This window comes from Oscillibacter sp. (assembly GCF_028693505.1).
GTDB lineage: Bacteria > Bacillota > Clostridia > Oscillospirales > Oscillospiraceae > Oscillibacter.
This window is the reverse complement of sequence record NZ_JAQUVF010000016.1, coordinates 1-22,287: the sequence shown is the minus strand read 5'-3', so window position 1 is coordinate 22,287 and position 22,287 is coordinate 1. Positions and strand designations below refer to the sequence as shown.

At 59.5% G+C, this 22,287-nt stretch carries 20 protein-coding genes; 1 reads left to right on the top strand and 19 read right to left on the bottom strand.

Going from position 1 to position 22,287, the window contains the following annotated elements:
- Window positions 1-294: 294 nt before the first annotated feature.
- From PHI30_RS06395 to PHI30_RS06305, 19 genes are all read right to left on the bottom strand, one after another.
- Window positions 295-585: a Dabb family protein gene (locus PHI30_RS06395; RefSeq protein WP_300025491.1), complete on the bottom strand. Its 291-nt coding sequence runs from the start codon at window positions 583-585 to the stop codon at window positions 295-297.
- Between the two features lies 1 nt (window position 586).
- The gene (locus PHI30_RS06390) at window positions 587-1,786 is read right to left on the bottom strand and encodes a pyridoxal phosphate-dependent aminotransferase (protein ID WP_300025488.1); all 1,200 of its coding nucleotides are present in this window, start codon (window positions 1,784-1,786) and stop codon (window positions 587-589) included.
- Window positions 1,787-1,912: 126 nt separating this feature from the next.
- The gene (locus PHI30_RS06385; protein WP_300025485.1) at window positions 1,913-4,510 is read right to left on the bottom strand and encodes a DNA translocase FtsK; all 2,598 of its coding nucleotides are present in this window, start codon (window positions 4,508-4,510) and stop codon (window positions 1,913-1,915) included.
- 19 nt (window positions 4,511-4,529) lie between these two features.
- A complete protein-coding gene (locus PHI30_RS06380) occupies window positions 4,530-5,366 on the bottom strand; it encodes an undecaprenyl-diphosphate phosphatase (protein ID WP_300025482.1) in 837 nt (278 codons plus the stop codon).
- 170 nt (window positions 5,367-5,536) lie between these two features.
- Window positions 5,537-6,220 (bottom strand): ribonuclease III, encoded by a 684-nt coding sequence (gene rnc / locus PHI30_RS06375; protein ID WP_300025479.1) that lies wholly within the window; start codon window positions 6,218-6,220, stop codon window positions 5,537-5,539.
- 52 nt (window positions 6,221-6,272) lie between these two features.
- Window positions 6,273-6,518 carry an acyl carrier protein gene (gene acpP, locus PHI30_RS06370; protein ID WP_295583246.1) on the bottom strand — a complete coding sequence of 82 codons (246 nt, stop codon included), beginning with the start codon at window positions 6,516-6,518 and terminating at the stop codon, window positions 6,273-6,275.
- Between the two features lie 108 nt (window positions 6,519-6,626).
- A complete protein-coding gene (gene plsX, locus PHI30_RS06365) occupies window positions 6,627-7,655 on the bottom strand; it encodes a phosphate acyltransferase PlsX (protein WP_300025475.1) in 1,029 nt (342 codons plus the stop codon).
- A complete protein-coding gene (trmFO, locus tag PHI30_RS06360; RefSeq protein WP_300025472.1) occupies window positions 7,652-8,959 on the bottom strand; it encodes a methylenetetrahydrofolate--tRNA-(uracil(54)-C(5))-methyltransferase (FADH(2)-oxidizing) TrmFO in 1,308 nt (435 codons plus the stop codon). The genes plsX and trmFO overlap by 4 nt, the downstream gene beginning before the upstream one ends.
- Before the next feature lie 57 nt (window positions 8,960-9,016).
- Window positions 9,017-11,476, bottom strand: coding sequence for a type I DNA topoisomerase (topA, locus tag PHI30_RS06355; protein WP_300025468.1), 2,460 nt, complete (start codon window positions 11,474-11,476; stop codon window positions 9,017-9,019).
- A gap of 49 nt (window positions 11,477-11,525) precedes the next feature.
- Window positions 11,526-12,698: a DNA-processing protein DprA gene (dprA, locus tag PHI30_RS06350; protein WP_300025465.1), complete on the bottom strand. Its 1,173-nt coding sequence runs from the start codon at window positions 12,696-12,698 to the stop codon at window positions 11,526-11,528.
- Window positions 12,692-13,474: an RNA methyltransferase gene (locus PHI30_RS06345; protein WP_300025462.1), complete on the bottom strand. Its 783-nt coding sequence runs from the start codon at window positions 13,472-13,474 to the stop codon at window positions 12,692-12,694. Before PHI30_RS06345 ends, dprA begins: the two co-directional genes overlap by 7 nt.
- Before the next feature lie 274 nt (window positions 13,475-13,748).
- The gene (gene lysS, locus PHI30_RS06340; RefSeq protein WP_300025459.1) at window positions 13,749-15,242 is read right to left on the bottom strand and encodes a lysine--tRNA ligase; all 1,494 of its coding nucleotides are present in this window, start codon (window positions 15,240-15,242) and stop codon (window positions 13,749-13,751) included.
- An 11-nt stretch (window positions 15,243-15,253) separates the two neighbouring features.
- Window positions 15,254-15,727, bottom strand: a complete 474-nt coding sequence (gene greA / locus PHI30_RS06335; RefSeq protein ID WP_300025456.1) for a transcription elongation factor GreA — start codon at window positions 15,725-15,727, stop codon at window positions 15,254-15,256.
- 105 nt (window positions 15,728-15,832) lie between these two features.
- On the bottom strand, window positions 15,833-16,585 hold the full coding sequence (locus tag PHI30_RS06330) for a hypothetical protein (protein ID WP_300025454.1): 753 nt from the start codon (window positions 16,583-16,585) through the stop codon (window positions 15,833-15,835).
- 91 nt (window positions 16,586-16,676) lie between these two features.
- Complete coding sequence (locus PHI30_RS06325; RefSeq protein WP_300025451.1) at window positions 16,677-17,888, bottom strand: peptidoglycan DD-metalloendopeptidase family protein; 1,212 nt, start codon at window positions 17,886-17,888, stop codon at window positions 16,677-16,679.
- A 10-nt stretch (window positions 17,889-17,898) separates the two neighbouring features.
- Window positions 17,899-18,786, bottom strand: coding sequence for a permease-like cell division protein FtsX (ftsX, locus tag PHI30_RS06320; RefSeq protein WP_300025450.1), 888 nt, complete (start codon window positions 18,784-18,786; stop codon window positions 17,899-17,901).
- A complete protein-coding gene (ftsE, locus tag PHI30_RS06315; protein WP_300025449.1) occupies window positions 18,779-19,471 on the bottom strand; it encodes a cell division ATP-binding protein FtsE in 693 nt (230 codons plus the stop codon). The genes ftsX and ftsE overlap by 8 nt, the downstream gene beginning before the upstream one ends.
- 274 nt (window positions 19,472-19,745) lie before the next feature.
- Entirely contained in the window at window positions 19,746-20,834 is a 1,089-nt protein-coding gene (locus PHI30_RS06310) for a helix-turn-helix domain-containing protein (protein WP_300025447.1), read from the bottom strand.
- A gap of 156 nt (window positions 20,835-20,990) precedes the next feature.
- Window positions 20,991-21,710, bottom strand: a complete 720-nt coding sequence (locus PHI30_RS06305) for a pseudouridine synthase (protein ID WP_300025444.1) — start codon at window positions 21,708-21,710, stop codon at window positions 20,991-20,993.
- Window positions 21,711-21,797: 87 nt separating this feature from the next.
- On the opposite strand from PHI30_RS06305, the gene PHI30_RS06300 reads away from it, so the two are divergent.
- Window positions 21,798-22,268, top strand: coding sequence for a DUF4830 domain-containing protein (locus PHI30_RS06300; protein ID WP_300025441.1), 471 nt, complete (start codon window positions 21,798-21,800; stop codon window positions 22,266-22,268).
- Window positions 22,269-22,287 lie beyond the last annotated feature (19 nt).

The window sequence follows — 22,287 nt, the reverse complement described above, 5'->3', positions numbered from 1 at the left end:
TTGACGCAGGCCGTGCGGAGGGCATCCACATCCCCCGCGCTCCCGGACGCACTTCGCAATCCCCTCCGTAGGCACGCTTGCAGCCGGTGACGCGCCCTCTCTGTCCATTGGGACAATTACTACTCTTTCCGTTCATCACGCTATTTACTTATAGAACACTATATTAGCAGGATTCCCTTTTCGTGTCAAGAGGGGCAGCTTTTTCTTTTCGCGCAGCTTTTTTGCGGACAGTCCCACAAATAAGACCGGCGGCATCGGGTCATTCCGGATGCCGCCGGATGCTCTCCTGACGCGCTATTTTGAAAAAATCTCGCTGTCCACGGCGGCCCGCTGCTCCCGAATGGACTTGCACAGGGCGGACACCGCCTGGTGGCGGGGATCATTTTTATACGCTTCCAGCGCCTCAAGGCTTTCAAACTCGCTCACCAGCACCGCATCGTAGTTTCCCTTGCCCACATTCATGGAAACCTCGCTGCGCAGCAGCTGCGGGATCACGCCCTGCAAGCTCCGCAGACCGTCCAGAAACAGGGCCTGTTCCGCCTCGGTATCGGGGCGGAATTTCCACATGACGATATGGCGGATCATCTCACGCTCTCCGCGCGTTGTAGGCTTCGATACCACGCCCCAAAATCTCCACAGCCTGGGTGAGGTCGGCGGGGTTGGTCACATAGGCGATACGGACCTTGTTGCGGCCGTCCTCCGGATTTTCATAAAATCCGTCGGCGGGGGTGAACATAACGGTCTCTCCCTGGTCCTCAAACTCCTCCAGCAGAAAGTATTGCAGCTTTTCCGTATCATCCACCGGAAGGGTCGCCATCAGGTAAAACGCCCCCTCGGGAGAGTTGAAGGTCACGCCGGGAAGCTTGGATAGGCTCGCCACGATGGCCTCCTTGCGCTGGTCATACTGGGACAATACGTCGGCATAGTAAGCGCTCGTCAGCTTTTCATACATGGCCGCAGCGCCTGCCTGCTCCAGCGTGGCAATGCAAAGGCGGCTCTGGGCCAGCTTGGAGGCCTCTTCCATCAGCTTTCGATTTCGGGAAATCAGCGCGCCCACGCGGCAGCCCGTGGCGGAAAACCGCTTGGACACGGAATCCACCACCACGATGTTCTCCGATGCGTCCTCGTAAGCCATCATGGTGCTCACCTTGCGTCCGCCGTAGACGATCTCGCGGTAGACCTCGTCACTGATGAGGAAGAGATCATGCTCCTTGGCAATGTCCACCATCGTCCGCTGCTCCTCATCGCTGAGCACAACGCCTGTGGGGTTGCCGGGATTCGTGATGAGGATGGCGCGGGTATGTTCATTGATCAGCGGCTCGATCCGGCTGCGGTCGGCGTAATGATACCCTTCCGCCGCTGTGGTTTTGATGGGCCGAATCTTGGCGCCGGTGATCCGGATAAAGGTATCGTAGTTGGGATAATAAGGCTCCGGCACCAGCACCTCGTCCCCGTCGTCCAAAAGGCAGCTCATGACGATTTGCAGCGCCTCGCTGCCGCCAAACGTCGCCATGATATCATCGCAGGTAAGCGCACAGCCAAGGCGGCTGTAATAGTTCCGGGCAGCCTCCAGAAAACTGGGAGTGCCGGGCGCCGGGGCATAGGCCACAACCTTGTCTTCAAAATTCCGGATGGCGTCAAAAAACACCTCCGGCGTTTCAATATCCGGCTGGCCGATGTTCAGGTGCCGGACCTTCCGCCCCTTTGCCTCCGCCGCCACCTCGTAAGCGTAAAATTTTCGGACGGGGGAAAGTCCGCACGTCTCGACCTTGCTGGAAAATTTCATCACTGTGGCCTCCTTGCCATATTCAAAGTATCTTTATTGTAGCACTCTTTTTCAAGTTGTCAATAGTTTTTCGCATAGGGGGGTATGAAAAAAAGGAGTGGCTACCCACTCCTTTTTTCGGTCGCGTCACAGCTCGCCGTCTCCATCCACTGGGAAGGGCGGCTCGTCCTCCTCGGCGGAAGCGCCCATTTGCAGCTCCTGCCACCGGGCGCGGGTGATCAGCAGCTGCCGGGGCTTCGAGCCTTCAAAGGGGCCGACGATGCCCCGTTCTTCCATCTGGTCCACCAGTCTGGCGGCCCGGGAATACCCCAGCTTTAGCCGCCGCTGGAGCATGGATACGGAGGCCTGTCCGGTCTCCAGCACCACATCCACGGCGGCGGGCAGCAGCTCGTCGCCCTCGTCGTCGCCGCTGTCTGCGGAAACTGCGCCGCCCTTGGAGCCGCCCTTCTCTTTTTCCTGAAGGGTCTCTTCGATTTTGGCAATGACCTCGTCGGAGTACTGCGCCTCTCCGCCCTGCTTTACAAACTCCACCACCGCCTCGATTTCCTCGGGAGCGATGAAGCAGCCCTGCACCCGCGTGGGCTTGCCGGCCCCCAGCGGCCCGTACAGCATGTCGCCCTTGCCCACCAGCTTTTCAGCTCCCGTGGTATCCAAAATGATCCGGGATTCCAGCGAGGACGCCACGGCAAAGGCGATGCGGCTGGGGATATTGGCCTTCATCAAGCCGGTAATGACGTCCGCGGAGGGACGCTGGGTGGCAATGACGAGGTGGACACCGGCGGCACGGCCCATCTGGGCCACACGGCAGATGGACTCTTCCACCTCCTTGGCGGCAACCAGCATCAAATCCGCCAGCTCGTCAATGACCACCACCACGGCGGGCATGGTCTCCATGTCCTCCCGGGTACGGGCCAGCTTATTGAACTCCTCCAGCTTCTTCACGCCATGCTCGGAGAAGGTCTTGTAGCGCTTCATCATCTCAAACACGGCCCACTGCAATGCCCCGGCGGCCTTCTTGGGGTCCGTCACCACGGGGATCAGCAGGTGGGGAATGCCGTTGTAGGGCGCCAGCTCCACCATCTTGGGGTCCACCATAATGAAGCGGACCTCGTCCGGCGTGGACTTATACAAAAGGCTGATGATCAGCGAGTTGGTACACACGGATTTACCGGAGCCGGTGGTACCGGCGATCAAAACGTGGGGCAGCTTTTCGATGTTGCCGATAATGTTCCGTCCGCCGATGTCCCGGCCCAGCGCAAAGGCCACTCTGGACTTGTGCTCGGTAAACTCCCGGGACTCGATCACGTCCCGGATCAGCACGGGGGTCACCTGCTTGTTGGGCACCTCGATTCCCACAACGGAAATTTTATCCGGAATGGGGGCAATGCGCACGCCGGTGGCGCCCAGCGCCAGCGCGATGTCGTCCGCAAGATTGGTGATTTTACTGAGCTTCACGCCCTGATCCAGCACAAACTCATACCGGGTGACGGCAGGGCCGTGGACCACATCGCCGGGCGTGGCATCCACGCCAAAGCTGGAAAGGGTCTCCGCCAGACGGCGGGAGTTGTTCCGAAGCTCCGCTCCGGCCTCGATATGGTTTTCCCCCTGACTTGCATACAGCAGGGTAACCGGCGGGAAGTGGTACTCGTCCTCCCCCGCAGTCATTTTTTCCTCGATCTCGGCTGCGACTGCCTGGGTCTGGGCCGCAACCTCCTGCGCGGTGCCGGCCTTTTCCTTGCGCGCGGGCAGCTCCGCCTGCGTCAGCGGCGGCGCGGGGACAGGCGCGGGATTTGGGATGGCGGCAACCGGGGATGGCGCTATGGACGGCTCCGGCACAGAGATAGGAGGCGCCGCAAAAACTGGGGCCACCGGGGCGGCGGAAGGCGCTGCCACCGGCGCGGCGGCAGTTTTTTCCGCAAGCACCTGATCCGGTGTTTTCTGCTGGTCGGACTTATGGCGGAAAAAGCCGGTAAAGCGGCCGCCTTCCTTGCGTTCTGCGGTTTTTTGTGCCGCCGCAGGCCCATCGTCCAGCGGGAAATCGATCTGCGGTTTTCCCTGCTCCTCCCCACGGCGTTTGGGCGTTTCCAGCGGCACCATCCGGATGGCGGGTGTCTCCGGTTCCGCCTCATAGCGGGGCCGCTCCCGGTGTCTTTCAAGGAGCGCCCCCAGCGTCAGGCGCAGGGCGGTCATCAGCAGAATCACAAAGAGTGCGGTAAAGATGATCACGGACGCAAACTTGGAAAACACCGCCACGGACCCCTCCGCCAGTACGCCGGAAATCGCGCCGCCGGAGCCAAGCGCTCTCCCGGAGATCCACAGGTCCCGCAAAATGGCAACGGAGGAGCGATAGGTCTCCTTGCAAAAGGCCATGTGCCCCAGCGCGCCAAACAGCACGGGCAGCAGCAGCGCGCAGGTCACCCGCAGCTGAACGGGGCGGCCGTGGTGAAACAGCAATATCAGCGACGAGAGCAGCAGAGCAGGCCCCACCAGCCAGTAGCCGTATCCAAAGAGTCCCTTCAGCAATATGGCGAACCAGTCGATAAACAGGGCGCTGATTTGCAGATAGCTGACAAAGACGCACAGCATCAAAATCAGCAGCGCCACGCCGCCGACCTCCCGGCGGATGGGCTGGGACTGCTTTTGCGCGGGCTTTTTTGCGCGGGAGGAACCGCTTTTGCTGTTCTTCCCGGTGGTTGTGGATTTCTTTTGTGTCGTGGCAGCCACGGTGATGTACCTCCGTTGGTTATTTCTGTATCAGTGCCAGAACAATGGTCAGCACGCCGACCACCCAGCAATAGTAAGCGAAGAAGCCGAATTTTCCCTTGTCGGCAATTATTTTCAAAAGGCGGATGCAGGCATAGCCCACGCCCATGGCCACTGCCACGCCCACCAGATACACCGGGACCTGCGCCCAGACGATACCCGCCGCAAAGGCGTCCTTCAAGCTCAAAATATTGGCGCCCAAAACCGCGGGAATGGACATGAGGAAGGAGTAGCGAACGGCAAATTTCCGCTCGAAGCCCACAAAGCATCCGGTGGTGATGGTGGTACCGGAGCGGGAAATGCCCGGGCAGGTAGCCACCGCCTGGGCAACGCCCACGATCAGGGCGTCCAGCAAGGTGGCGCTGCGCTCCGTCTTGCGGCCCCGCTTCACACGGTCGCTTAAAAAAAGCAGTCCGCCGGTCACCAGCAGCGCGCCGCCGATAAAGTACATGTTGTCCGCCAGGCCCTGGATCTGATCCTTGATGGGCAGCACCGCAAAAAGCGGCAGCGTGCCGATCACGATCAGCAAAATCATGCGCCGCGCGGGGGGGACCGGCGTGGGCGTGGTATGGCGGGCCAAATCCCGGGCGCCCCGAAAAAGCTCCAGCACCATGTCCCGGATCTCTTCCCAATAGGCAATGAATACCGCCGCCAGCGTGCCCAGATGCAGCAATACGTCAAAAAATTCCGGGATATCCGCTGCGCCCGACATCCCCAAGAGATGCTCCGCAATGGCCAGATGGCCGGAGCTGGAGATGGGCAAAAATTCCGCCACGCCCTGAATCAGGCCCAGCAGAATGGATGATAGCAATGTCACCGCGTTCACGCTCCTTATTTTATTTCAAAATTTTCACAAATGCAGTATACCACGCTCGGCTCGCAAATTCCAGTCATATTTCCGCTCTCCGGCGCAAAGGGAAGCCCGCCCCGGGATTCCCCCGCCCCGCGCACGGAAAAGGACCGCCTGACGGCGGTCCCCGGTGGACTTTATTCTTCGCTGAGCTGTTCCAAGGCGGTTTTTGCCGCCGCCTGCTCGGCCTCTTTCTTGCTGTGCCCAAGGCCGCTGCCAAGCGGCGCTCCGTTTAGCAGCACCTCTGCCGCAAATGTTTTGGCATGGTCCGGTCCCTGCTCCCCCGCCATCCGGTAGGTCAAAACCTGATCCGCCTGCCGCTGGACAAGCTCCTGCAGCGCGGTCTTGTAATCCCGGCGGCGCTCCTCCACGGCCTCTTCCTTTTCCGCCTCCAGCAAACACCGGTGGATCAGGGCGGAAGCCGCCGTGATGCCCCCGTCCAGATAGACTGCCGCAAACACCGCTTCCGTGGCGTCCGCCAGAATGGACGTGCGTTCCCGGCCGCCGCCGGCCTCTTCGCCCCGGCCCAGCTTCAAATACCGGCCCAGCTCCAGCTTTCGCGCAACTTCATACAAGCTCTGCTCGCAGACCAGCGCTGCCCGGATGCGGGTCAAATCCCCCTCCGGCAGATCCGGATGCTGGGCAAAGAGAAATTCCGCCGTCACGAAACCCAGCACGGAATCTCCCAAAAATTCCAGCCGCTCATTGCTGTTCAAGTGGGCGGCGCGGTGCTCGTTGGCGTAGGAGCTGTGACTCAGGGCCTCCGAGAGCAGCGCCGGGTTCCGGAATGCATAATTTAGTTTTCTTTCCAGTCCCTGCATTTTGGTCCTTTCCAAAAGGAAGCCCCGCGCAGGCGCGGGGCAATCCCTCAATTTACTTTAGCTTTCCGGCGATATAATTGACCGCATCGCCCACGGTTTTCAGCGTACCCAGTTCATCCTCCTGAATTTCGCCGACCTCAAACTCCTCTTCCATGGCCATGACCAATTCCACCAGGTCCACAGAATCAGCGCCCAGATCCTCTTCAAACGCGGTATCCATAGAGACTTCTTCGGGTTCCAGCGCAAATTGCTCCGCCACCAGATCCCGCATCGTTTGGAAAATTTCTTCAATCGACATGACGTTCACTCCTCATGGTTTATCTTTGCTGGGGTAATCATACGGCAAGTGACGCGCCTCTGTCAAGAGGGTTTCTGCTTTTTCTGGCGGAGGAAACAGGCGGCGCGCTCAAGGCGCGGAGCGTTCCACTTTCATTTGCTCGATATTGGTCTCAATATCGGTGATAAACCCGCTTTGTGCGTACTCCTTGGCCCGCAGGATGGCGTTTGCGATAGCCCGGGCGTCCGAAGAGCCGTGGGCCTTGATCACAGGCCGGGAGATACCAAGGAAGGCCGTGCCGCCGATCTCGCTGGGGTCCAGCAGCTTTTTCATAGCCCCAAGGTCCTTTTTCACCAGCCCGGCAGCCAGCTTCGTCTTGGTGCTGGAAAGGAACACCGCTTTGAGCTCCTTGAGCAAAAATTTCCCGGTGCCCTCCAGCGACTTGAGCATCACGTTTCCGGTAAAGCCGTCCGTCACCACCACGTCGGCTTCCCCCATCATCACGTCGCTAGCTTCGATATTCCCGGTAAAGCGGATCCGGCCCGCGTCTCCCGCCGCTTTGAGCAGCGCGTAGGCCTCGTGGCGAAGGGCGTCGCCCTTCTCCTCCTCCGCGCCGATGTTCAAAAGGGCCACCCGGGGCGACTCGATTCCCAAAACCCGCTTGGCATAGTAATTTCCGAGGTAGGCAAACTGAAGCAGATACTCCGGCGTACACTCGGCATTGGCGCCGCAATCGCACAAAACCGCCCGCCCTGCGGCGGTGGGAATGACGGGGCCCATGGCTGCCCGGCGGATACCACGGATGCGCTTTGCCACCAGCGTGGCCCCTGCGAGCAGCGCCCCGGTGGACCCGGCGGAGACGAAGGCGTCGCCGGCTCCCTCCTTCAAAAGGTTCAATCCAACTGTCAGCGAGGAGTCTTTTTTCAGCTTGAACGCCGTTGCGGGGTCGTCGGCAATCTCCACCACTTCGCTGGCGTCCCGGATCTCCACGCCCGCAGGCAGCGTCTTTTCGCCGCAGGTCTCCACCGCCCGCAAAATCTCCGCTGTCCGGCCCACCAGAAGAATCTCCACGCCGTGGGCCTTGTGGGCGTCCAGCGCGCCCTGCACAACGGCCCCGGGCGCATGGTCGCCGCCCATGGCGTCTACAATGATCTTCATGAAAGGACCTCCTCTTTCAGCGCCTCAATGATTGCAAGCGACCGCTCCGACAGCTCCGCGTTTTTGTTGCGCTTTCCCTTCACCCGGTGATCCAGCGGAGGAATGATGCCAAAGTTGACGTTCATTGGCTGGAACACCGTGACGGAGGGGTTGGATATATACAATCCCAGCGCGCCGATGGCGGTCTCGGGCGGAAAATCGATGGGGGACTTGCCGAGCAGCCGGCGGGCGGTCTCCACTCCCACCAGAAAGCCGCTGGCAGCCGACTCTACATACCCCTCCACGCCGGTCATCTGTCCGGCAAAGGAAATGCGCGGGTCCGCCTTGAGCCGATAGTACCGGTCCAGCAGCCGGGGACTGTTCAAAAACGTATTGCGGTGCATGACGCCGTAGCGCAAAAACTCCGCGTCGTGCAGGGCGGGGATCATGGAAAACACCCTTTTTTGCTCTGGAAACCGCAGATGGGTCTGAAAGCCCACCAGATTATAGATGGTGCCGCCCGTATTGTCCCGCCGCAGCTGCACCACCGCATAGGGCTCCTTCCCCGTGCGGGGGTCCTTCAGCCCTCTGGGCTTCAACGGTCCGTAGCAAAGGGTGTCGTGCCCCCGCCGTGCCATGACCTCCACGGGCATACAGCCCTCAAAGACCATTTTGTCCTCAAAGCCGTGGACCTCCGCCGCCTGCGCGCTCTTAAGCTCCTCCCAGAAGGCGTCGTACTCCGCCTCCGTCATGGGGCAGTTTACATAATCCGCAGTGCCCCGGTCATACCGGGACCCGAACCAGGCTTTTTCCATGTCCACGCTCTCGGCGGATACCAGCGGCGCCGCCGCATCGTAAAAATGCAGGTCGCTGTCCGTACCCAGCAGGGATTGAAGCTGCTGGGCCAAGGCGTCGGAGGTCAGCGGGCCGGAGGCGATGACCACCTCGCCCTCGGGCAATTCGGTCACCTCGCCGGGAACCACGGTGATGCGGGGGTGATCCTGCACCTTGTGCGTCACCAGCGCGGCAAAGCCCTCCCGGTCCACTGCCAGCGCGCCGCCCGCCTCTACCCGGGTCTCGTCGGCGCAGGAGAGGATCAGGGAGTCCATCCGGCGCAGTTCTTCCTTCAAAAGGCCCACCGCGTTTTCCAGCTGGTCGCTGCGCAGGGAGTTGGAGCAGCACAGCTCCGCGAAATAGTCTGTTATATGGGCGGGGGTCTTTTTCTCCGGCTTCATCTCCCGAAGCGTCACGTCAATGCCCCGCTGGGCCAGCTGCCACGCGCATTCGCTTCCGGCAAGACCCGCGCCGATCACTGTTACATTCATTCTTTATCCTTCCCGCTTTGTTGTCTCTCTCGGCCCACGGAAAGCGCCGCAGACGCCTCAGTTCTCCGTCTTTTTGGGAGCCGCCTTTTTCGCGGTCGCTTTCTTCGCTTCCGGCTTCTTTACCGCCGGTTTTTTCGCCGCGCTCTTCTTGGCGGTCGTTTTCTTAGCCGCAGGCGTTTCCTCCGCCGCGTCCTTTTTGGCCGTGGTTTTCTTTGCCGCCGGTTTCTGATCGGCGGTCTTTTTCGCCGCGGGCTTCTTGGCGGCGCTCTTCTTGGCGGTTGTTTTCTTGGCCGCAGGCTTTTTGGCAGTCTCTTTTTCGGCTGCTTGTTCCGCGCCGGCGGCCTCGTCGGCCTTCTTTTCTTCCGTGGCGCTCTTTTTGGGATAGCCCCGCTTGTCCTCCGGCAGGAAGTTGGCGCAATTGGAATTGATGCAGTAGGGCCGCTTAAAGCCCTTGCCCGCCTTCTTGAACATGGTCTGGCCGCAAACCGGGCAATCGTCCTTCACCGGCACGTCCCAGGTCATGAAGTCGCACTTGCTGGCCTCATCCCGGCTGTTCATATGCTCGCAGCAGTAATAGGTGTACTGCTTGCCCGTTTTCTTGCTGACGCCGGTGCGCTTCATGATGCGGCCGCCGCATTTGGGGCAGCGGCCCGGCATCTCCACCACCAGCGGCATGGTGAAGCTGCAATCGGGATAGCCGGGACAGGCCAGGAACCGTCCGAACCGGCCGGACTTCACCACCAGATTGCGTCCGCACTCCGGGCAAAGCTCCTCGCTAATCTCGTCGGGGACCTTGATACGGACCCCCTCCAGATCCTTTTCCGCCTGCTTGAGGCTTTTGTCGAAATCTCCGTAGAAATTCCGCAAAACGCCCTTCCACGGTGTGGAGCCCTCCTCCACGGAGTCCAGCCTCCGCTCCATGTTGGCGGTAAATTTCAAGTCGGCAATATCCGTGAACCGCTCTTTCATCAGCTCCGTGACCACCCGGCCCAAATTCGTGATATGCAGATACTTTCCCTCTTTGATGACATACTCCCGGTCCAAAATGGTGGACACGGTGGGCGCATACGTGGAGGGCCGTCCGATGCCCTGCTCCTCCATGGCGCGGATGAGGGTGGCGTCCGTATAGTGGGCGGGGGGCTGCGTGAAATGCTGATCCTTGGAAAAATCCTTCAGCCGCAGGGTCTCCCCTTCCCGCAGGGCGGGCAGCAAAGACTCCCGCTCCTCCTTTTCCTCGTCCTTCCCCTCCTCGTATACCGCGGTATACCCGGAAAACTTCAGACTGGAGGAGCTGGTGCGGAAGCTGTGGTCCGCGGCTTCAATTTCCACGGAGACGCTGTCATACACGGCGTTTGCCATCTGACAGGCCACAAAGCGGCTCCAGATCAGGCGGTAGAGGCGATACTGCTCCCCGGTGAGGTCCCGTTTGAGCTGCTCCGGCGTCCAGTTCACGTTGCTGGGGCGGATGGCCTCATGGGCGTCCTGCGCGTTGGCCTTGGCCTTGTAATGATTGGCCTGCGCGGGATAATAGGCTTCGCCGTACCGGCCCAGAATAAAGGACTTGGTCTCGGCCACGGCCTCCTCGGAAATGCGCAGGGAGTCGGTACGCATATAGGTGATGAGACCCACGGTCCCCTCGCCCTCGATGTCCACGCCCTCGTAGAGCTGCTGGGCGATGGCCATGGTGCGCCGGGGCGTCATGGAGAGCTTGCGGGACGCCTCCTGCTGCATGGTGGAGGTGGTAAAGGGCGGGGAGGGCGAGCGCTGCTTATCGCTGCGCTTCACGCTTTTGACGGTAAACGTCTCGTTTTCCGTCTCCCGCACCACGGCATCCACCTCGGCGGCGGCTTTCAGTTCCACCTTCTTGCCGCTCTTTCCGTGGTACCGGGCGGCAAACGGCACGCCCTTTTTATCGCCGCCAAGCACGTTGGCGTCCAGCGTCCAGTATTCCTCCGGCTGGAAGGCCTCGATCTCCCGCTCCCGGTCGTCCACCATCCGGGTGGCGACAGACTGGACCCGTCCGGCAGAAAGTCCCCGGCGAATCTTTTTCCACAGCAGCGGGGAAAGCTCATACCCCACGATCCGGTCCAGAATGCGGCGGGCCTGCTGGGCATCCACCAGATTCTGGTCGATGTCCCGGGGCTGACAAATGCTCTCCTGCACCACCTTCTTGGTAATTTCATTGAAAGTGACCCGCTGGGTCTTTTCATCCGGCAGATTCAAAAGCTGCTTCAAATGCCAGGAAATGGCCTCTCCTTCGCGGTCCGGGTCGGTGGCGAGATAAACGGTGTCCGCCGCCTTGGCGGACTTCTTCAGATCGCTGATGATCTCCTCTTTCCCCTTGATGGGGTTGTAGACCGGCTCAAAATCGTGCTCCAGATCCACGCCGAGGGTGCTTTTCGGCAAGTCCCGCAAATGGCCCATGCAGGCCTTCACGGTAAAATCCTTGCCCAAATATTTGCCGATGGTTTTAGCCTTCGCGGGAGATTCCACGATGACCAGGCTGTGCTTCGCCATAGTTACCTCCAAGCGCCCCGCAGGGACGCGTTTTTTATGCTTCCGGGAATCACACCAAAGTCACGGCGCGGGTATAGCGCTTTCCGCTGTGCTGCCGGACCAGATTTTCAATTTCCAAAACAGTCAGGGCAGACAAAACCCTTCTTGTGGGGATGCCGGTCTTTTCGATCAGGTCGTCCACCAGCGTCTCTTCCTCGTCGGAGAGGACGCGCAGCAGGGCGATTTGATCGTCCGTCAGACTGGCGGCGGAAAGGCTTAGCGTCGGCGCGACCTCCTTGGGCGGCGTCACGGTTCTTGCCTGATAGCCCAGCGTTTTCGGGGTTTGGCGGGCTGGTGTCTCCCGCAGCTTTTCCGGAAAACGGGCCTCGTATTCGCAAAGGATGTCCCACGCGTCGGTGACCAGACCGGCGCCCTCCCGAATGAGACGGTTGCAGCCCACGCTGGCGGGGGCGTCGATGGGTCCGGGAACCGCAAAGAGGTCCCTGCCCTGCTCCAGCGCCGTTTCCGCCGTGATGAGCGCACCGCTGCGCTCCGGCGCTTCCACCACCAGCGCGGCGGCACACAGCCCGGAGAGTATTCGGTTTCGGGCGGGAAAGTGGCGTCCCGCAGGCTCTGTTCCCGGCGGATACTCGGAGAGCAAGACCCCTGCCGCCGCCATATCCTCGTAGAGATATCGGTTTTCATAAGGGTACTGCACATCCAGACCGCCGCCCACAACGCCGGCCGTGATCCCGCCGGCGCGAAGCGCGCCCCGGATGGCCGCGCCGTCGATGCCCTTGGCAAGGCCGCTGACCACCATGGCGCCGCCGCCGGCGAGTCCATAGCCCAGCTTTTCCGCGCAGCTCACCCCGTAGGGCGTGCACGTCCTCGTGCCCACCACCGCCACAGCCAGTTCTTCGTCGAAGGCGGGCAGGTGCCCCTTCCAGTACAGCAGGCAGGGCGGGTCGTAAATATTTTTCAGGCGGCTTGGGTATGCCGCATCCTGAATCGTCAAAATATGCTGACTGAGCCGCTGGCACTCCGCCAAAATGCGCTCGGCGGTGGTCAAATCATGGTTTTTAAGCAGCACCGCGCTCTCCACGCTGATGCCCTCTGTGAGCAAAATCTCACCGCTGTCCGCGTAAAAGACGTTTTCCGGCGTGCCAAAATGGCGCAGCAGCGCCAGTCGCAGTTGATTGCTCAGCCCCGGCAGCTCCGCCAGCCACAGCCAAAATTTCAGCATAGACCCGGCTCCCTTCCGTCGCCCCGAGCGGCCTCCCACAGCAGCACTGCGGCAGCGGCAGCGGCGTTCAGGGATTCGCAATGGGCGCTCATGGGAATGAGCACGGTCTTGTCGCAAAGTGCCAGCAGCTCCGAAGAAAGGCCCTGACCCTCACTGCCGATGGCAATGACGCAGCGGGTATAGTCCACGGTGCGGGCGTCGGCAGTATCGGCGCGAAGCGCGGCGCCGTAGAGAGGCAGTCCGCTTTGAGTGAGGAGCTGGCGCAGCGCCTCCGGCGTGCATTTCCACACCGGACAGCGGAACACCGCGCCCATGGTGGAGCGCACCGTTTTGGGATTATAAAGATCCGCGCAGGCATTGACTAAAAACAGCCCGTCTGCATGGAAGGCGTCCGCCGTGCGCAGGATGGTTCCCACATTGCCCGGGTCCTGCACACCGTCCAGCACCACGTAGCGTCGGCCCGGCAGCGTCTCGGGCAGGGGCTGCTCCGGTAAACCGCAGACGGCCAGAACGCCCTGGGGCGTCTCCATGGGAGAGAGAAACGCCATCAGCTCCGGCGAAACCAAAACCTGCCGGACCCCCTCGGGCAGCGGCCCCAGACCGGCGTTCTCGGTAAATACCACGGTGTGAAGCGGGGCTTCCCACGCCAGCGCTTCCTCCAGAAGCTTTGGGCTGTCACAGAGGAATTCGCCGGTGCGTCTGCGATAAGACGCGGAGGAGGCCAGCTTGCGCAGGTGCGTACACAGCGGGTTTGTGCGGCTGGTGATGTTCTCCATGTCCAAGTCTCCTTTCCGCAGCTTCGCCGCAAGCTTTTGTGCCGCCCGGACGGGCCGCGCAGAGGTAAAACACATCACATGCTGATGCGAAAGCAAATATATCATACGCCGCCAAACCGGTCAAGTCAACGACTTTCCTTTCGCTTAAGGGGCGCAAACGCTTGAAAATCAGGCAAAACCGCCGGGGTAGTCCCCCTGTGCGCACCCACCGCGCAGATTGGCTTTTCCACAATCTTAGAAAAAGCAGGCCCGCATAGTTGATGCGGGCCTGCGATCAGTCCATGGGCTTCATGGTGGGGAACAGGATGACCTCCCGAATGGTGTCCGAATTGGTCAGCAGCATCACGCAGCGGTCGATGCCGATACCCAATCCGCCGGTGGGGGGCAGACCGTATTCCAGCGCGGTGATATAGTCCTCGTCCATCATGCCAGCCTCGCTGTCGCCCTTGTCCCGCAGCTCCACCTGCTTTTGGAAGCGCTGCTTTTGATCGATGGGGTCGTTCAGCTCGGAGAAGGCATTGCCCATCTCGCTGCGGCAGATGAACAGCTCAAACCGCTCCGTGAGGCGGGGGTCCTTGGGACTGCGCTTGGCCAGGGGGCTCACGTCCACAGGGTGCATGGTGATGAAGGTGGGCTGCACCAGCTTTTCCTCCACCCGCTGGTCAAAGCACTCGTACAGCGCATTGCCCCAGGTCTTGTCGGCCGTCTCCGCCAGCTCCACGCCGATGCCCTTGGCCGCGGCCACGGCCTCCGCGTCATCGGAAATGGCCATAAAATCGATGCCCGTATACTGCTTGACGGCCTCGGCCATGGTCATCCGGGGCCAGCCCGGCGTGAGGTCAATGTCCTCGCCCTGCCACTGCACGCAATAGGTGCCCAGCAGCTTTTGGGCGGCGGAGGAGAGCAGCTCCTCAAACAGATCCATCATATCATTGAAGTCCGCGTAAGCCTGATACAGCTCCACGGTGGTGAACTCCGGGTTGTGCTTGGGGTCCATGCCCTCGTTGCGGAAGATGCGGCCGATCTCATACACCCGGTCCATCCCGCCCACGATCAGCCGCTTGAGGGGCAGCTCGGTGGCAATGCGCATGAACATGTCGATGTCCAGCGTGTTGTGGTGGGTGATGAAGGGCCGCGCCGTGGCGCCGCCGGAGATGGTGTTCAAAACAGGCGTCTCCACCTCCACATAGCCCCGACCGTCCAAAAAGTCCCGCACATGCTTGATGAACCGGGAACGGACGACAAAATTCTTCTTCACCTCGGGATTGACCATCAGGTCGACATAACGCTGGCGGTAGCGCAGTTCCCGGTCCTGCAACCCGTGAAACTTCTCCGGAAGGGGCAGCAGGGATTTGGACAGCAGCACGATGTTCTTGGCCCGGACGCTCATCTCGCCCCGCTGGGTGCGGAACACTTCGCCGTCCACGCCCACGATATCGCCGATATCGTACTTTTTGAAGGCCTTGTAGACGTCCTCGTCCATTTCGTCCTGCCGGGCGTAGAGCTGGATGCGGCCGTCCCGATCCTGCAAATCGCAAAAGCTCACCTTGCCCATGCCGCGCTTGCTCATGAGCCGTCCGGCAACTTTGACGGCCTTCCCCTCCAGCGCGTCAAAATCCTCTCTGATCTGGGCGGAGGTCATATCCCAGTCAAACCGTGTCTGGCAGAAGGGGTCCTGCCCCGCGCTTTGCAGTGCGCTCAGCTTTTCCCGGCGGACTCTGCGCTGCTCGCTCAGATCCAACTCCGGCGTTGTCTTTTGTTCAGCCATGCTCTTACTCCTTACCGCTCGATCTTCTTTACCGTATACGTGATGGCGCCCCGGGGAGCCTCCACCGTCACGGTGTCGCCCTCTTTGGAGCCAAGAAGCGCTCTGCCAAAGGGAGATTCCTCGGAAATGACGCCGTGCATGGGGTCCGCCTCCTGAGAGCCGACGATCTTGTACGCGGGCATTTCCTTTCCGGCGGCGTCCGCCACCACGACCCGGCAGCCGATGGTGATGACATTGGTGGGCGCGTTGCTCTCGTCCAGAATGACCACATGCTGCAAAATCTCTTCCAGTTCGGCGATGCGGGAATACAGTTTGCCCTGCTCGTTTTTCGCCTCGTCGTACTCGCTGTTCTCGGAGAGATCGCCAAAGCCGCGGGCTACCTTGATCTGCTCGGCAACTTCATCGGAACGCGTCGTTTTGAGGTAGTTCAGCTCCTCCTGGAGTTCGTCGGCCCGGGCAGCACTCATTTTGTATTCTTTTTCCATATCGTCCGTTTCCTTTCTGCTATCCGTTCATGAAGAAAAGCCTTTCGGCCTTTCCACATATACTTATTCTACATTATCACAGAGTAGTATTATACTGGCTGTCAATCAGAATGTCAAGCAGCAAGGCGACGCCAGGGAAATCTGTCCGGGCTTCAGCGCTCCGGCGTCCTGAAGGACCGCCAGCAGCTGCCCACGATCCGCTCCGGCGGGGAGCTGGCCCTCCAGCGCGGGAGGCAGGCTCAGTCCCGGCAGGGGCGCCGTCTCATCGTACAGCGGCAGCACCACCGCGTTTTTCTTTGCCAATTCCGTTCTGGGAGAAAATAGCACCAGCGCCTCCGCGTCCTCCATCTGCTCTTTGGACGGCCCCAACAGCAGCGATACGCCGTAGTCCCGGCGCAGCTGACGGCACAGCTCCTCCCCGCCCCGGGGCAGATCTACCAGCACATAGCGGTGGCGCAGCACCAGCTCCGTGATGGTGCGCACCGCCTCGCCGGTGAGCTGATCGGCCGCGACGGCCACCCGAGCGCTGCCTGTGGGCTTTCCCTGCTGCGCCAGCTCCACCCGCACCCACTCCGCCGCCACTCTCCGCCGCAGCGCCAGCGTGGAGGCGCGGCGAATGCCGTACTTTTCCAGCTGGCTTTCATAGGCGAAGCACTCGGGAAGCACGGCGGTGTTCACCCCGAGTTTTCCAAGGCGCTTGGCGGCAGACGATACCCGGCGGCGAACCACCGCCTCCGGCGTCCGGGCGGTGCGGGAAATCTCCGCGCAGACAAACCGCATATGCAGGCAGCTGCGCTCCGCGATACGCACCGCCCGCTTCCCTTTTTCCGCTGTTGTCCATAAAATCAATCCAAACATAAAAAATCGCCCTCCCGCTCCCATGGTATGGTGCGAGAGGGCGATTCATGTCAAACCGCTTGCCAAAAAACGCTTCGGACGGCCACCTGGTTTACCAGGCCTGCGTATAATCCGTCAAATAGGTCAGCGGGTTGATCCGCGCGCCGTTTTCCGTGATCTCAAAATGGAGGTGAGGGCCTGTGGAGTGGCCGGTGGAGCCGGTAATACCCAGCACATCGCCCTGACTCACGGCTTGTCCCGCCGAGACCTTTCGGCTGCTCATATGGGCATACAGCGTGGTATTTCCGCTGCCGTGGGAAACCACCACATAGTTGCCGTAGGAGCTGGAATACTGGGACACGATCACCGTGCCGGCCTTTGCCGCGTGGATTTCCGTGGAATAGCCCACACCTGCAATATCCACGCCCTTGTGGTTCGTACTGCCCACGCCGCCCGGAGAGGAACGGTTTCCGAAGGGAGAGGAAATTTTATGGCTGCTCACCGGCCAGATATACCCGCCCAGCGCCGCGTTGGACCCGTGCCCCGCGGCGGCCTGCTGCGCGGCAAGCTCCTTGGACAGCTGCACGATCTTGGCCTGAATCCGTTCCTCTTCCTTGTCCAGCTCGTCCAGCGTGGCCTGATACTCGCCCTCGTTGGCCTCGATCTCCCGCGCCAGCGCGACGGCCTTGGCCCGCTGGCTGTCCAGCTCGCTCTTTCGGCTCACCAGCTCCGCCTTGGCGGATTCGGACTGGGCCTTGCTGTCCTGTAAGGACGCCTGCTTGTCGGAAATCTCCTGCTGGAGGGTCTGCAAATCATTGATGACCCGCTGGTCGGAGTCCATGATCTCGTTGATGATATCCAGACGGCCCAAAAGGTCCGTAAAGCTGTCCGCCTTGAAGAGCACGGACCAGTAAGACACGGTGCCCTGTTCCTCCATGGCTCGCACCCGGCGGCAAAACAGCTCGTACTGCGCCGCTTCTTTCTCCTGTGCATCCGCCAGCTCCACCTCTGTCTGCGTGATCAGCGCGGCGTAATCATTGATCTGCGCCTCCACGTTCTTGATCTGGGCGCTGGTGTTGCTGACCTGCTCATCCAGATATTTTTTCCGCTGAAGAACCTGCGTCTTGTCGTCCGCCAGATCGTCCAGCTTGCCCTCCAGTTCCTTCCTTTTTGCGTTCAGGTCGCCGGCGTCACTCTTGAGCGCGTCGATATCGGCCTGGGTGAGCGCTGCCGCCGGCAGCAAATCCACCGACACCACCACCAAAACCAGCAGTAGTGCCAGCAGCCCCTGCCAGATCCGTTTTTTGTGTTTACAGTTTTTCACGGCGCACCTCTCACACTTGCAGGAATTTCCGAATCGCGGACAAACTGCCTCCCACGCCCATCAAAATACCCGCGCCGGTGAAGGTCCCTCCCACCGCCGGCCACAGCTGCCGGAACGGGATCACGTGGATCAGCTGCAAGGTATCGTTGGTATCAACGCCCCGGGCCACCGCCGCATACAGCCCCCACTGCAAAGCAAACGCAATGACGGCGCTTAAAAAGCCCAGCATAAACCCCTCGTACACGAAGGGCCAGCGGATAAAACCGTTGGTGGCGCCCACCATGCGCATGATGGCGATCTCGTCCCGCCGGTCAAAGGTGGTGAGCTTGATGGTATTGGAAATGATGAAAACCGATACCACAAACAAAATGGCGATCAGCGCCACGCAGACCACCGTGGCCACGTTTCGCACCGTGATAAAGCCGCCCGCGATTTCCTCGTAGGCGTTGACGCCGTCGATGCCCTCCACCGCCTTCACGCTCCGGACGGTTTGGGAGAGCTGCTCCAGATTTTCGATCTTCACCGCATAGCGGTCCCGGAAAATCTGGGGGTCCAGATCCTGAAACATGTTCTCCTCCGGATACTGCTTTGCAAAATCCTCCATCGCCTGTTCCCGGCTGATGTATGTGGCGGAGGTAACGTTGGACACCGCCTTGAGTTTGCTTTCCAGGGCCTTGGCCTGCTCCGGCGTATAGGACTCCTGCACGTAGGCCAGAATCTCGTTTTCCTTTTCCAGATCCTTTAGCAGGCTATTGGCATTGACTGCCACCAGCGTAAAGGTTCCCATGATGAGCAAGCACGCCACCGTGATGCCGATGGCGGCAAACGTCATGAATCCGTGGCTGAACATGTTGGAGAGGCCCTCGTGGAAGAAATATCCGAAATTGTATTTACGCATGGATACTCCCTCCTACATAGCCGCCCACACCGTCGTTGACCACGCGCCCGGTGTCAATGGTAATGACCCGCTTGCTGAAACGGTCCACCAAATCTTTTTCATGGGTCACCACCACCACGGTGGTGCCCAGCTCGTTGATTTTCAGCAGCAGGCTCATCAGTTCAAAAGAGCGCTCCGGGTCCAGATTCCCGGTGGGCTCGTCGGCGATGATGGTGTTCGGGTTGTTGACCAGCGCCCGGGCAATGGCCACACGCTGCTGTTCGCCGCCGGAGAGCTCCGTGGGGTAGCTCTGGGCCTTCTTTTCCAGTCCCACCAGCTTGAGCACATAGGGAATCCGCTTTTGAATTTCCTTTGGCGCCGTTCCCACCGCCCGCATGACAAAGGCCAGATTGTCATAAACGGTTTTCTTCTCGATCAGGCGGAAATCCTGAAAGATAATCCCCAGCGTCCGGCGCATCAGGGGAATCTGTTTTTCCGAAATATTGCTGACGGAAAATCCGTTGATCATAATGCGGCCGGCGCAGGGCTCCACCTCGCCGGTCAGCAGCTTGATAATGGTGGATTTTCCCGACCCGGAGGGCCCCACCAGAAAGACAAATTCGCCGTCCTCAATGGACAGCGTGATCCCCTGAATGGCCCTGGTTCCGTTTTCATACTCCATTTCCACGTCTTTCAAACGGATCATGCGGCACCTCGCTCCTCATTTATAAAACTACCGGCCAAGCAGCAAACTTTTTCCACGGTAACCCGTCATTTTGCGGCTCAGTCGACATAATTCTTGATTAAATCACATTATATACCATGTATTGTCAAAAGGCAACCCGGTTTTTCCGTATTTCGCAATCCCATTTTATGGCATTTTTAAGCTCTTTTGGCAGATTCCTTTCATAAGGCGCCGTTTTCCGCGGCGCATAAAAAAAAACGGAAACAGCAAGCTGCTGTTTCCGTTTTTCGATTGCTCAGGACTCAATGCCCCGGGAGGTGAGGTACTTTTTCACCATCAGCGCCACCTTAAAGGTGATGGCGTCGTCAAATTCCCGCAGATCCAACCCCGTCAGCTTTTTGATCTTCTCCAGCCGGTAAACCAGGGTATTCCGATGGACAAACAGCTTTCGGGCGGTCTCGGACACATTCAGATTGTTCTCAAAGAACTTGTGGATCGTAAAGAGGGTTTCCTTATCCAGCGCGTCGATGGGGTTTTTCTTAAAAACCTCCTGCAAAAACATCTCGCACAGCGTGGTGGGCAGTTGGTAGATCAGACGCCCGATGCCCAGGTTTTCATAGTTGATGACATACTTCTCCGTGTCAAAAACCTTGCCCACCTCAATGGCGATCTGCGCTTCCTTGTAGCTCTTGGCCAAATCGCGCAGATGGATTGCCACGGTGCCGATGCCGACCACCACCGTGCTCTCTCCGCCCGTGCGCAGCGTCTCTTCAATGGAGAGTGCGATCTTGTTCAGCTCCTTGACGCTGGAGTTTTCCGGCATCTGCCGGATCAGCACCACGTCCCCCTCGCCGATGCTGAGGACAAAGTCGTTCTGCCGATCCGGGAAAAGGCTCTGGATGGCATCGGTGGGCGCAGACTCCCCCTTTTTCAGGGAACGCACCACAAAGACGCCCCGGGGCACGTCCGCCGTGACCCGCAGTTCCTTGGCCCGCATGTAGATATCGCCCAGCATGATGTTGTCCGAGATGATATCTTTAATGAAAGACCCTCGGTCATGCTTTTCCTCGTAATAAGACTTGGCGGCATTCAGCGCCACCGTGGCCATGGCGCACACCGTCTTGCTGACCTCGTTGTCGCCAAAGGCAAACACCGCATAGTCAAACTGATTGCCCCAGCCGTTGAGCGCCTTCAGCGTCTTACCATCGGAGGAAATCATACCGGAAGCGTTATTGACCACTGGTACATACTCAGCCCACCGCTGTCCGATCATAGACAGCTCACTGCAGGCGATCACGATTCCCTCTCCATCGATGACGCCAATCGTGCGGTCGGTATTCTCCTTCAGCTGCAAAACCACATTTTGAAAAATTCTTCCAGACATGGTTGTCCTCCTCACCTAAAATCACACGAATCTTTGTGCAATTTGTCAACGTCTTCATTATATCGGCATTTTCGGCGGAATGCAAGACATTTTTTCTTTTTTCAACAAAAAATACGTTAATTTTTTGTTGAACATTTGAGTTTCATTTTGAAATCATCAAGAATTTCTTAAGCCTTCCAATTCTTCCTCTGTCAGGAAGCGGAATTCCCCACGGGGCAATGATGCATCCAATGTCAAATTGCCCATCTGCAGCCGCTCCAGATACAGCACCGGTTTTCCGCACTGGGCCAGCATTCGCTTCACCTGATGGAACTTTCCCTCCCGCAGCGTCACCAGCGCTTCGCTCTCCTCCCCTGCCGAGAGGATTTCCAAGCCCGCGCTTTGGCACTGTGTCCCGTCTCCAAGGAGCATCCCGTCAAAAAAGGCGCGGCAGTCCTCTTCAGTCAGCCGTCCCGCCACCCTGGCCCGGTACACCTTGTCCACGTGATGCCGGGGCGAGAGCAGGTCATGGGCAAGAACGCCCTCATTGGTGAGCAGCAGCAGCCCCTCCGTATCCTTGTCCAGCCTTCCCACGGGAAAAAGACCCTGCCTTTGCAGCTCCTGCGGCAAAAGGTCCAGCACGGTAGCCCCCCTGCCATCCTCCGTGGCGGAAAGGTACCCTGCCGGCTTGTTCAGCATCAGCCAGGTATATCTCCGGTAGGTCAGCGCCTCGCCGCTCACCAGAATCTCCGCCGTCTCCGGGTCCGCCTTATCCTCCGACGCCCGGGCGGGAAAGCCGTCCACCAGCACCTCTCCCTGACGGATCAAGAGCTTGACCTCCCGCCGGGACCAGCGTCCCGTAGAGGCGATGATCTTGTCCAGCCGCTGTTTTTCCATGTCAGATACTCCTCTTTATTACTTTGTCCGTTATTCTATCATAATTTTGTTCCAAATTGAATAGAAAACAGGCAGGAGGGATGGAATATGTTGATTTGGACCGCCAAGTTTTCGAAAAAAATGGCCGTATTTGCCGTCATTTTAATGGGTCTCGTCATGGCTTTGCTCATTTTGCTGATGGGGCGGGAGGCGCCGCAGGAAGCACCGGCGCAGCCGCAGCTGCTCACCAATGAGGAACGCGTAACCTATCTGGAATCTCTGGGCTGGCAGGTGGAGTCGGAGCCGGTGGAAACGCTGCAGCTGCTGCTGCCGAAAAAACTGGAGGAACCCTATCTTTCTTACAACGATCTGCAACTCACCCAGGGATACGACCTCTCTCCCTGCTGCGGAAAGCGGCTATCCCGCTACACGTATGCCGTCACCAACTATCCGGATCGCCCCAGCGGCGTTCAGGCAAATCTATACCTATGCGAAGATTTACCCGTGGCCGGTGATATTTTCTGCCCGGACGCGGACGGTTTTCAGGACACCCTGGTCTATCCGGAGGAGACAACGTAAAAAAAGAGACTGCTGCAAA

What these genes read in the sequence shown, in the direction of transcription:
- PHI30_RS06395 (WP_300025491.1), bottom strand. Translation starts at nt 585, where the DNA reads ATGATCCGCCATATCGTCATGTGGAAATTCCGCCCCGATACCGAGGCG.
- PHI30_RS06390 (WP_300025488.1), bottom strand. Translation starts at nt 1,786, where the DNA reads ATGAAATTTTCCAGCAAGGTCGAGACGTGCGGACTTTCCCCCGTCCGA.
- rnc (WP_300025479.1), bottom strand. Translation starts at nt 6,220, where the DNA reads ATGCAGGGACTGGAAAGAAAACTAAATTATGCATTCCGGAACCCGGCG.
- acpP (WP_295583246.1), bottom strand. Translation starts at nt 6,518, where the DNA reads ATGTCGATTGAAGAAATTTTCCAAACGATGCGGGATCTGGTGGCGGAG.
- plsX (WP_300025475.1), bottom strand. Translation starts at nt 7,655, where the DNA reads ATGAAGATCATTGTAGACGCCATGGGCGGCGACCATGCGCCCGGGGCC.
- trmFO (WP_300025472.1), bottom strand. Translation starts at nt 8,959, where the DNA reads ATGAATGTAACAGTGATCGGCGCGGGTCTTGCCGGAAGCGAATGCGCG.
- topA (WP_300025468.1), bottom strand. Translation starts at nt 11,476, where the DNA reads ATGGCGAAGCACAGCCTGGTCATCGTGGAATCTCCCGCGAAGGCTAAA.
- dprA (WP_300025465.1), bottom strand. Translation starts at nt 12,698, where the DNA reads ATGCTGAAATTTTGGCTGTGGCTGGCGGAGCTGCCGGGGCTGAGCAAT.
- PHI30_RS06345 (WP_300025462.1), bottom strand. Translation starts at nt 13,474, where the DNA reads ATGGAGAACATCACCAGCCGCACAAACCCGCTGTGTACGCACCTGCGC.
- lysS (WP_300025459.1), bottom strand. Translation starts at nt 15,242, where the DNA reads ATGGCTGAACAAAAGACAACGCCGGAGTTGGATCTGAGCGAGCAGCGC.
- greA (WP_300025456.1), bottom strand. Translation starts at nt 15,727, where the DNA reads ATGGAAAAAGAATACAAAATGAGTGCTGCCCGGGCCGACGAACTCCAG.
- PHI30_RS06330 (WP_300025454.1), bottom strand. Translation starts at nt 16,585, where the DNA reads ATGTTTGGATTGATTTTATGGACAACAGCGGAAAAAGGGAAGCGGGCG.
- ftsX (WP_300025450.1), bottom strand. Translation starts at nt 18,786, where the DNA reads ATGCGTAAATACAATTTCGGATATTTCTTCCACGAGGGCCTCTCCAAC.
- ftsE (WP_300025449.1), bottom strand. Translation starts at nt 19,471, where the DNA reads ATGATCCGTTTGAAAGACGTGGAAATGGAGTATGAAAACGGAACCAGG.
- PHI30_RS06310 (WP_300025447.1), bottom strand. Translation starts at nt 20,834, where the DNA reads ATGTCTGGAAGAATTTTTCAAAATGTGGTTTTGCAGCTGAAGGAGAAT.
- PHI30_RS06305 (WP_300025444.1), bottom strand. Translation starts at nt 21,710, where the DNA reads ATGGAAAAACAGCGGCTGGACAAGATCATCGCCTCTACGGGACGCTGG.
- PHI30_RS06300 (WP_300025441.1), top strand. Translation starts at nt 21,798, where the DNA reads ATGTTGATTTGGACCGCCAAGTTTTCGAAAAAAATGGCCGTATTTGCC.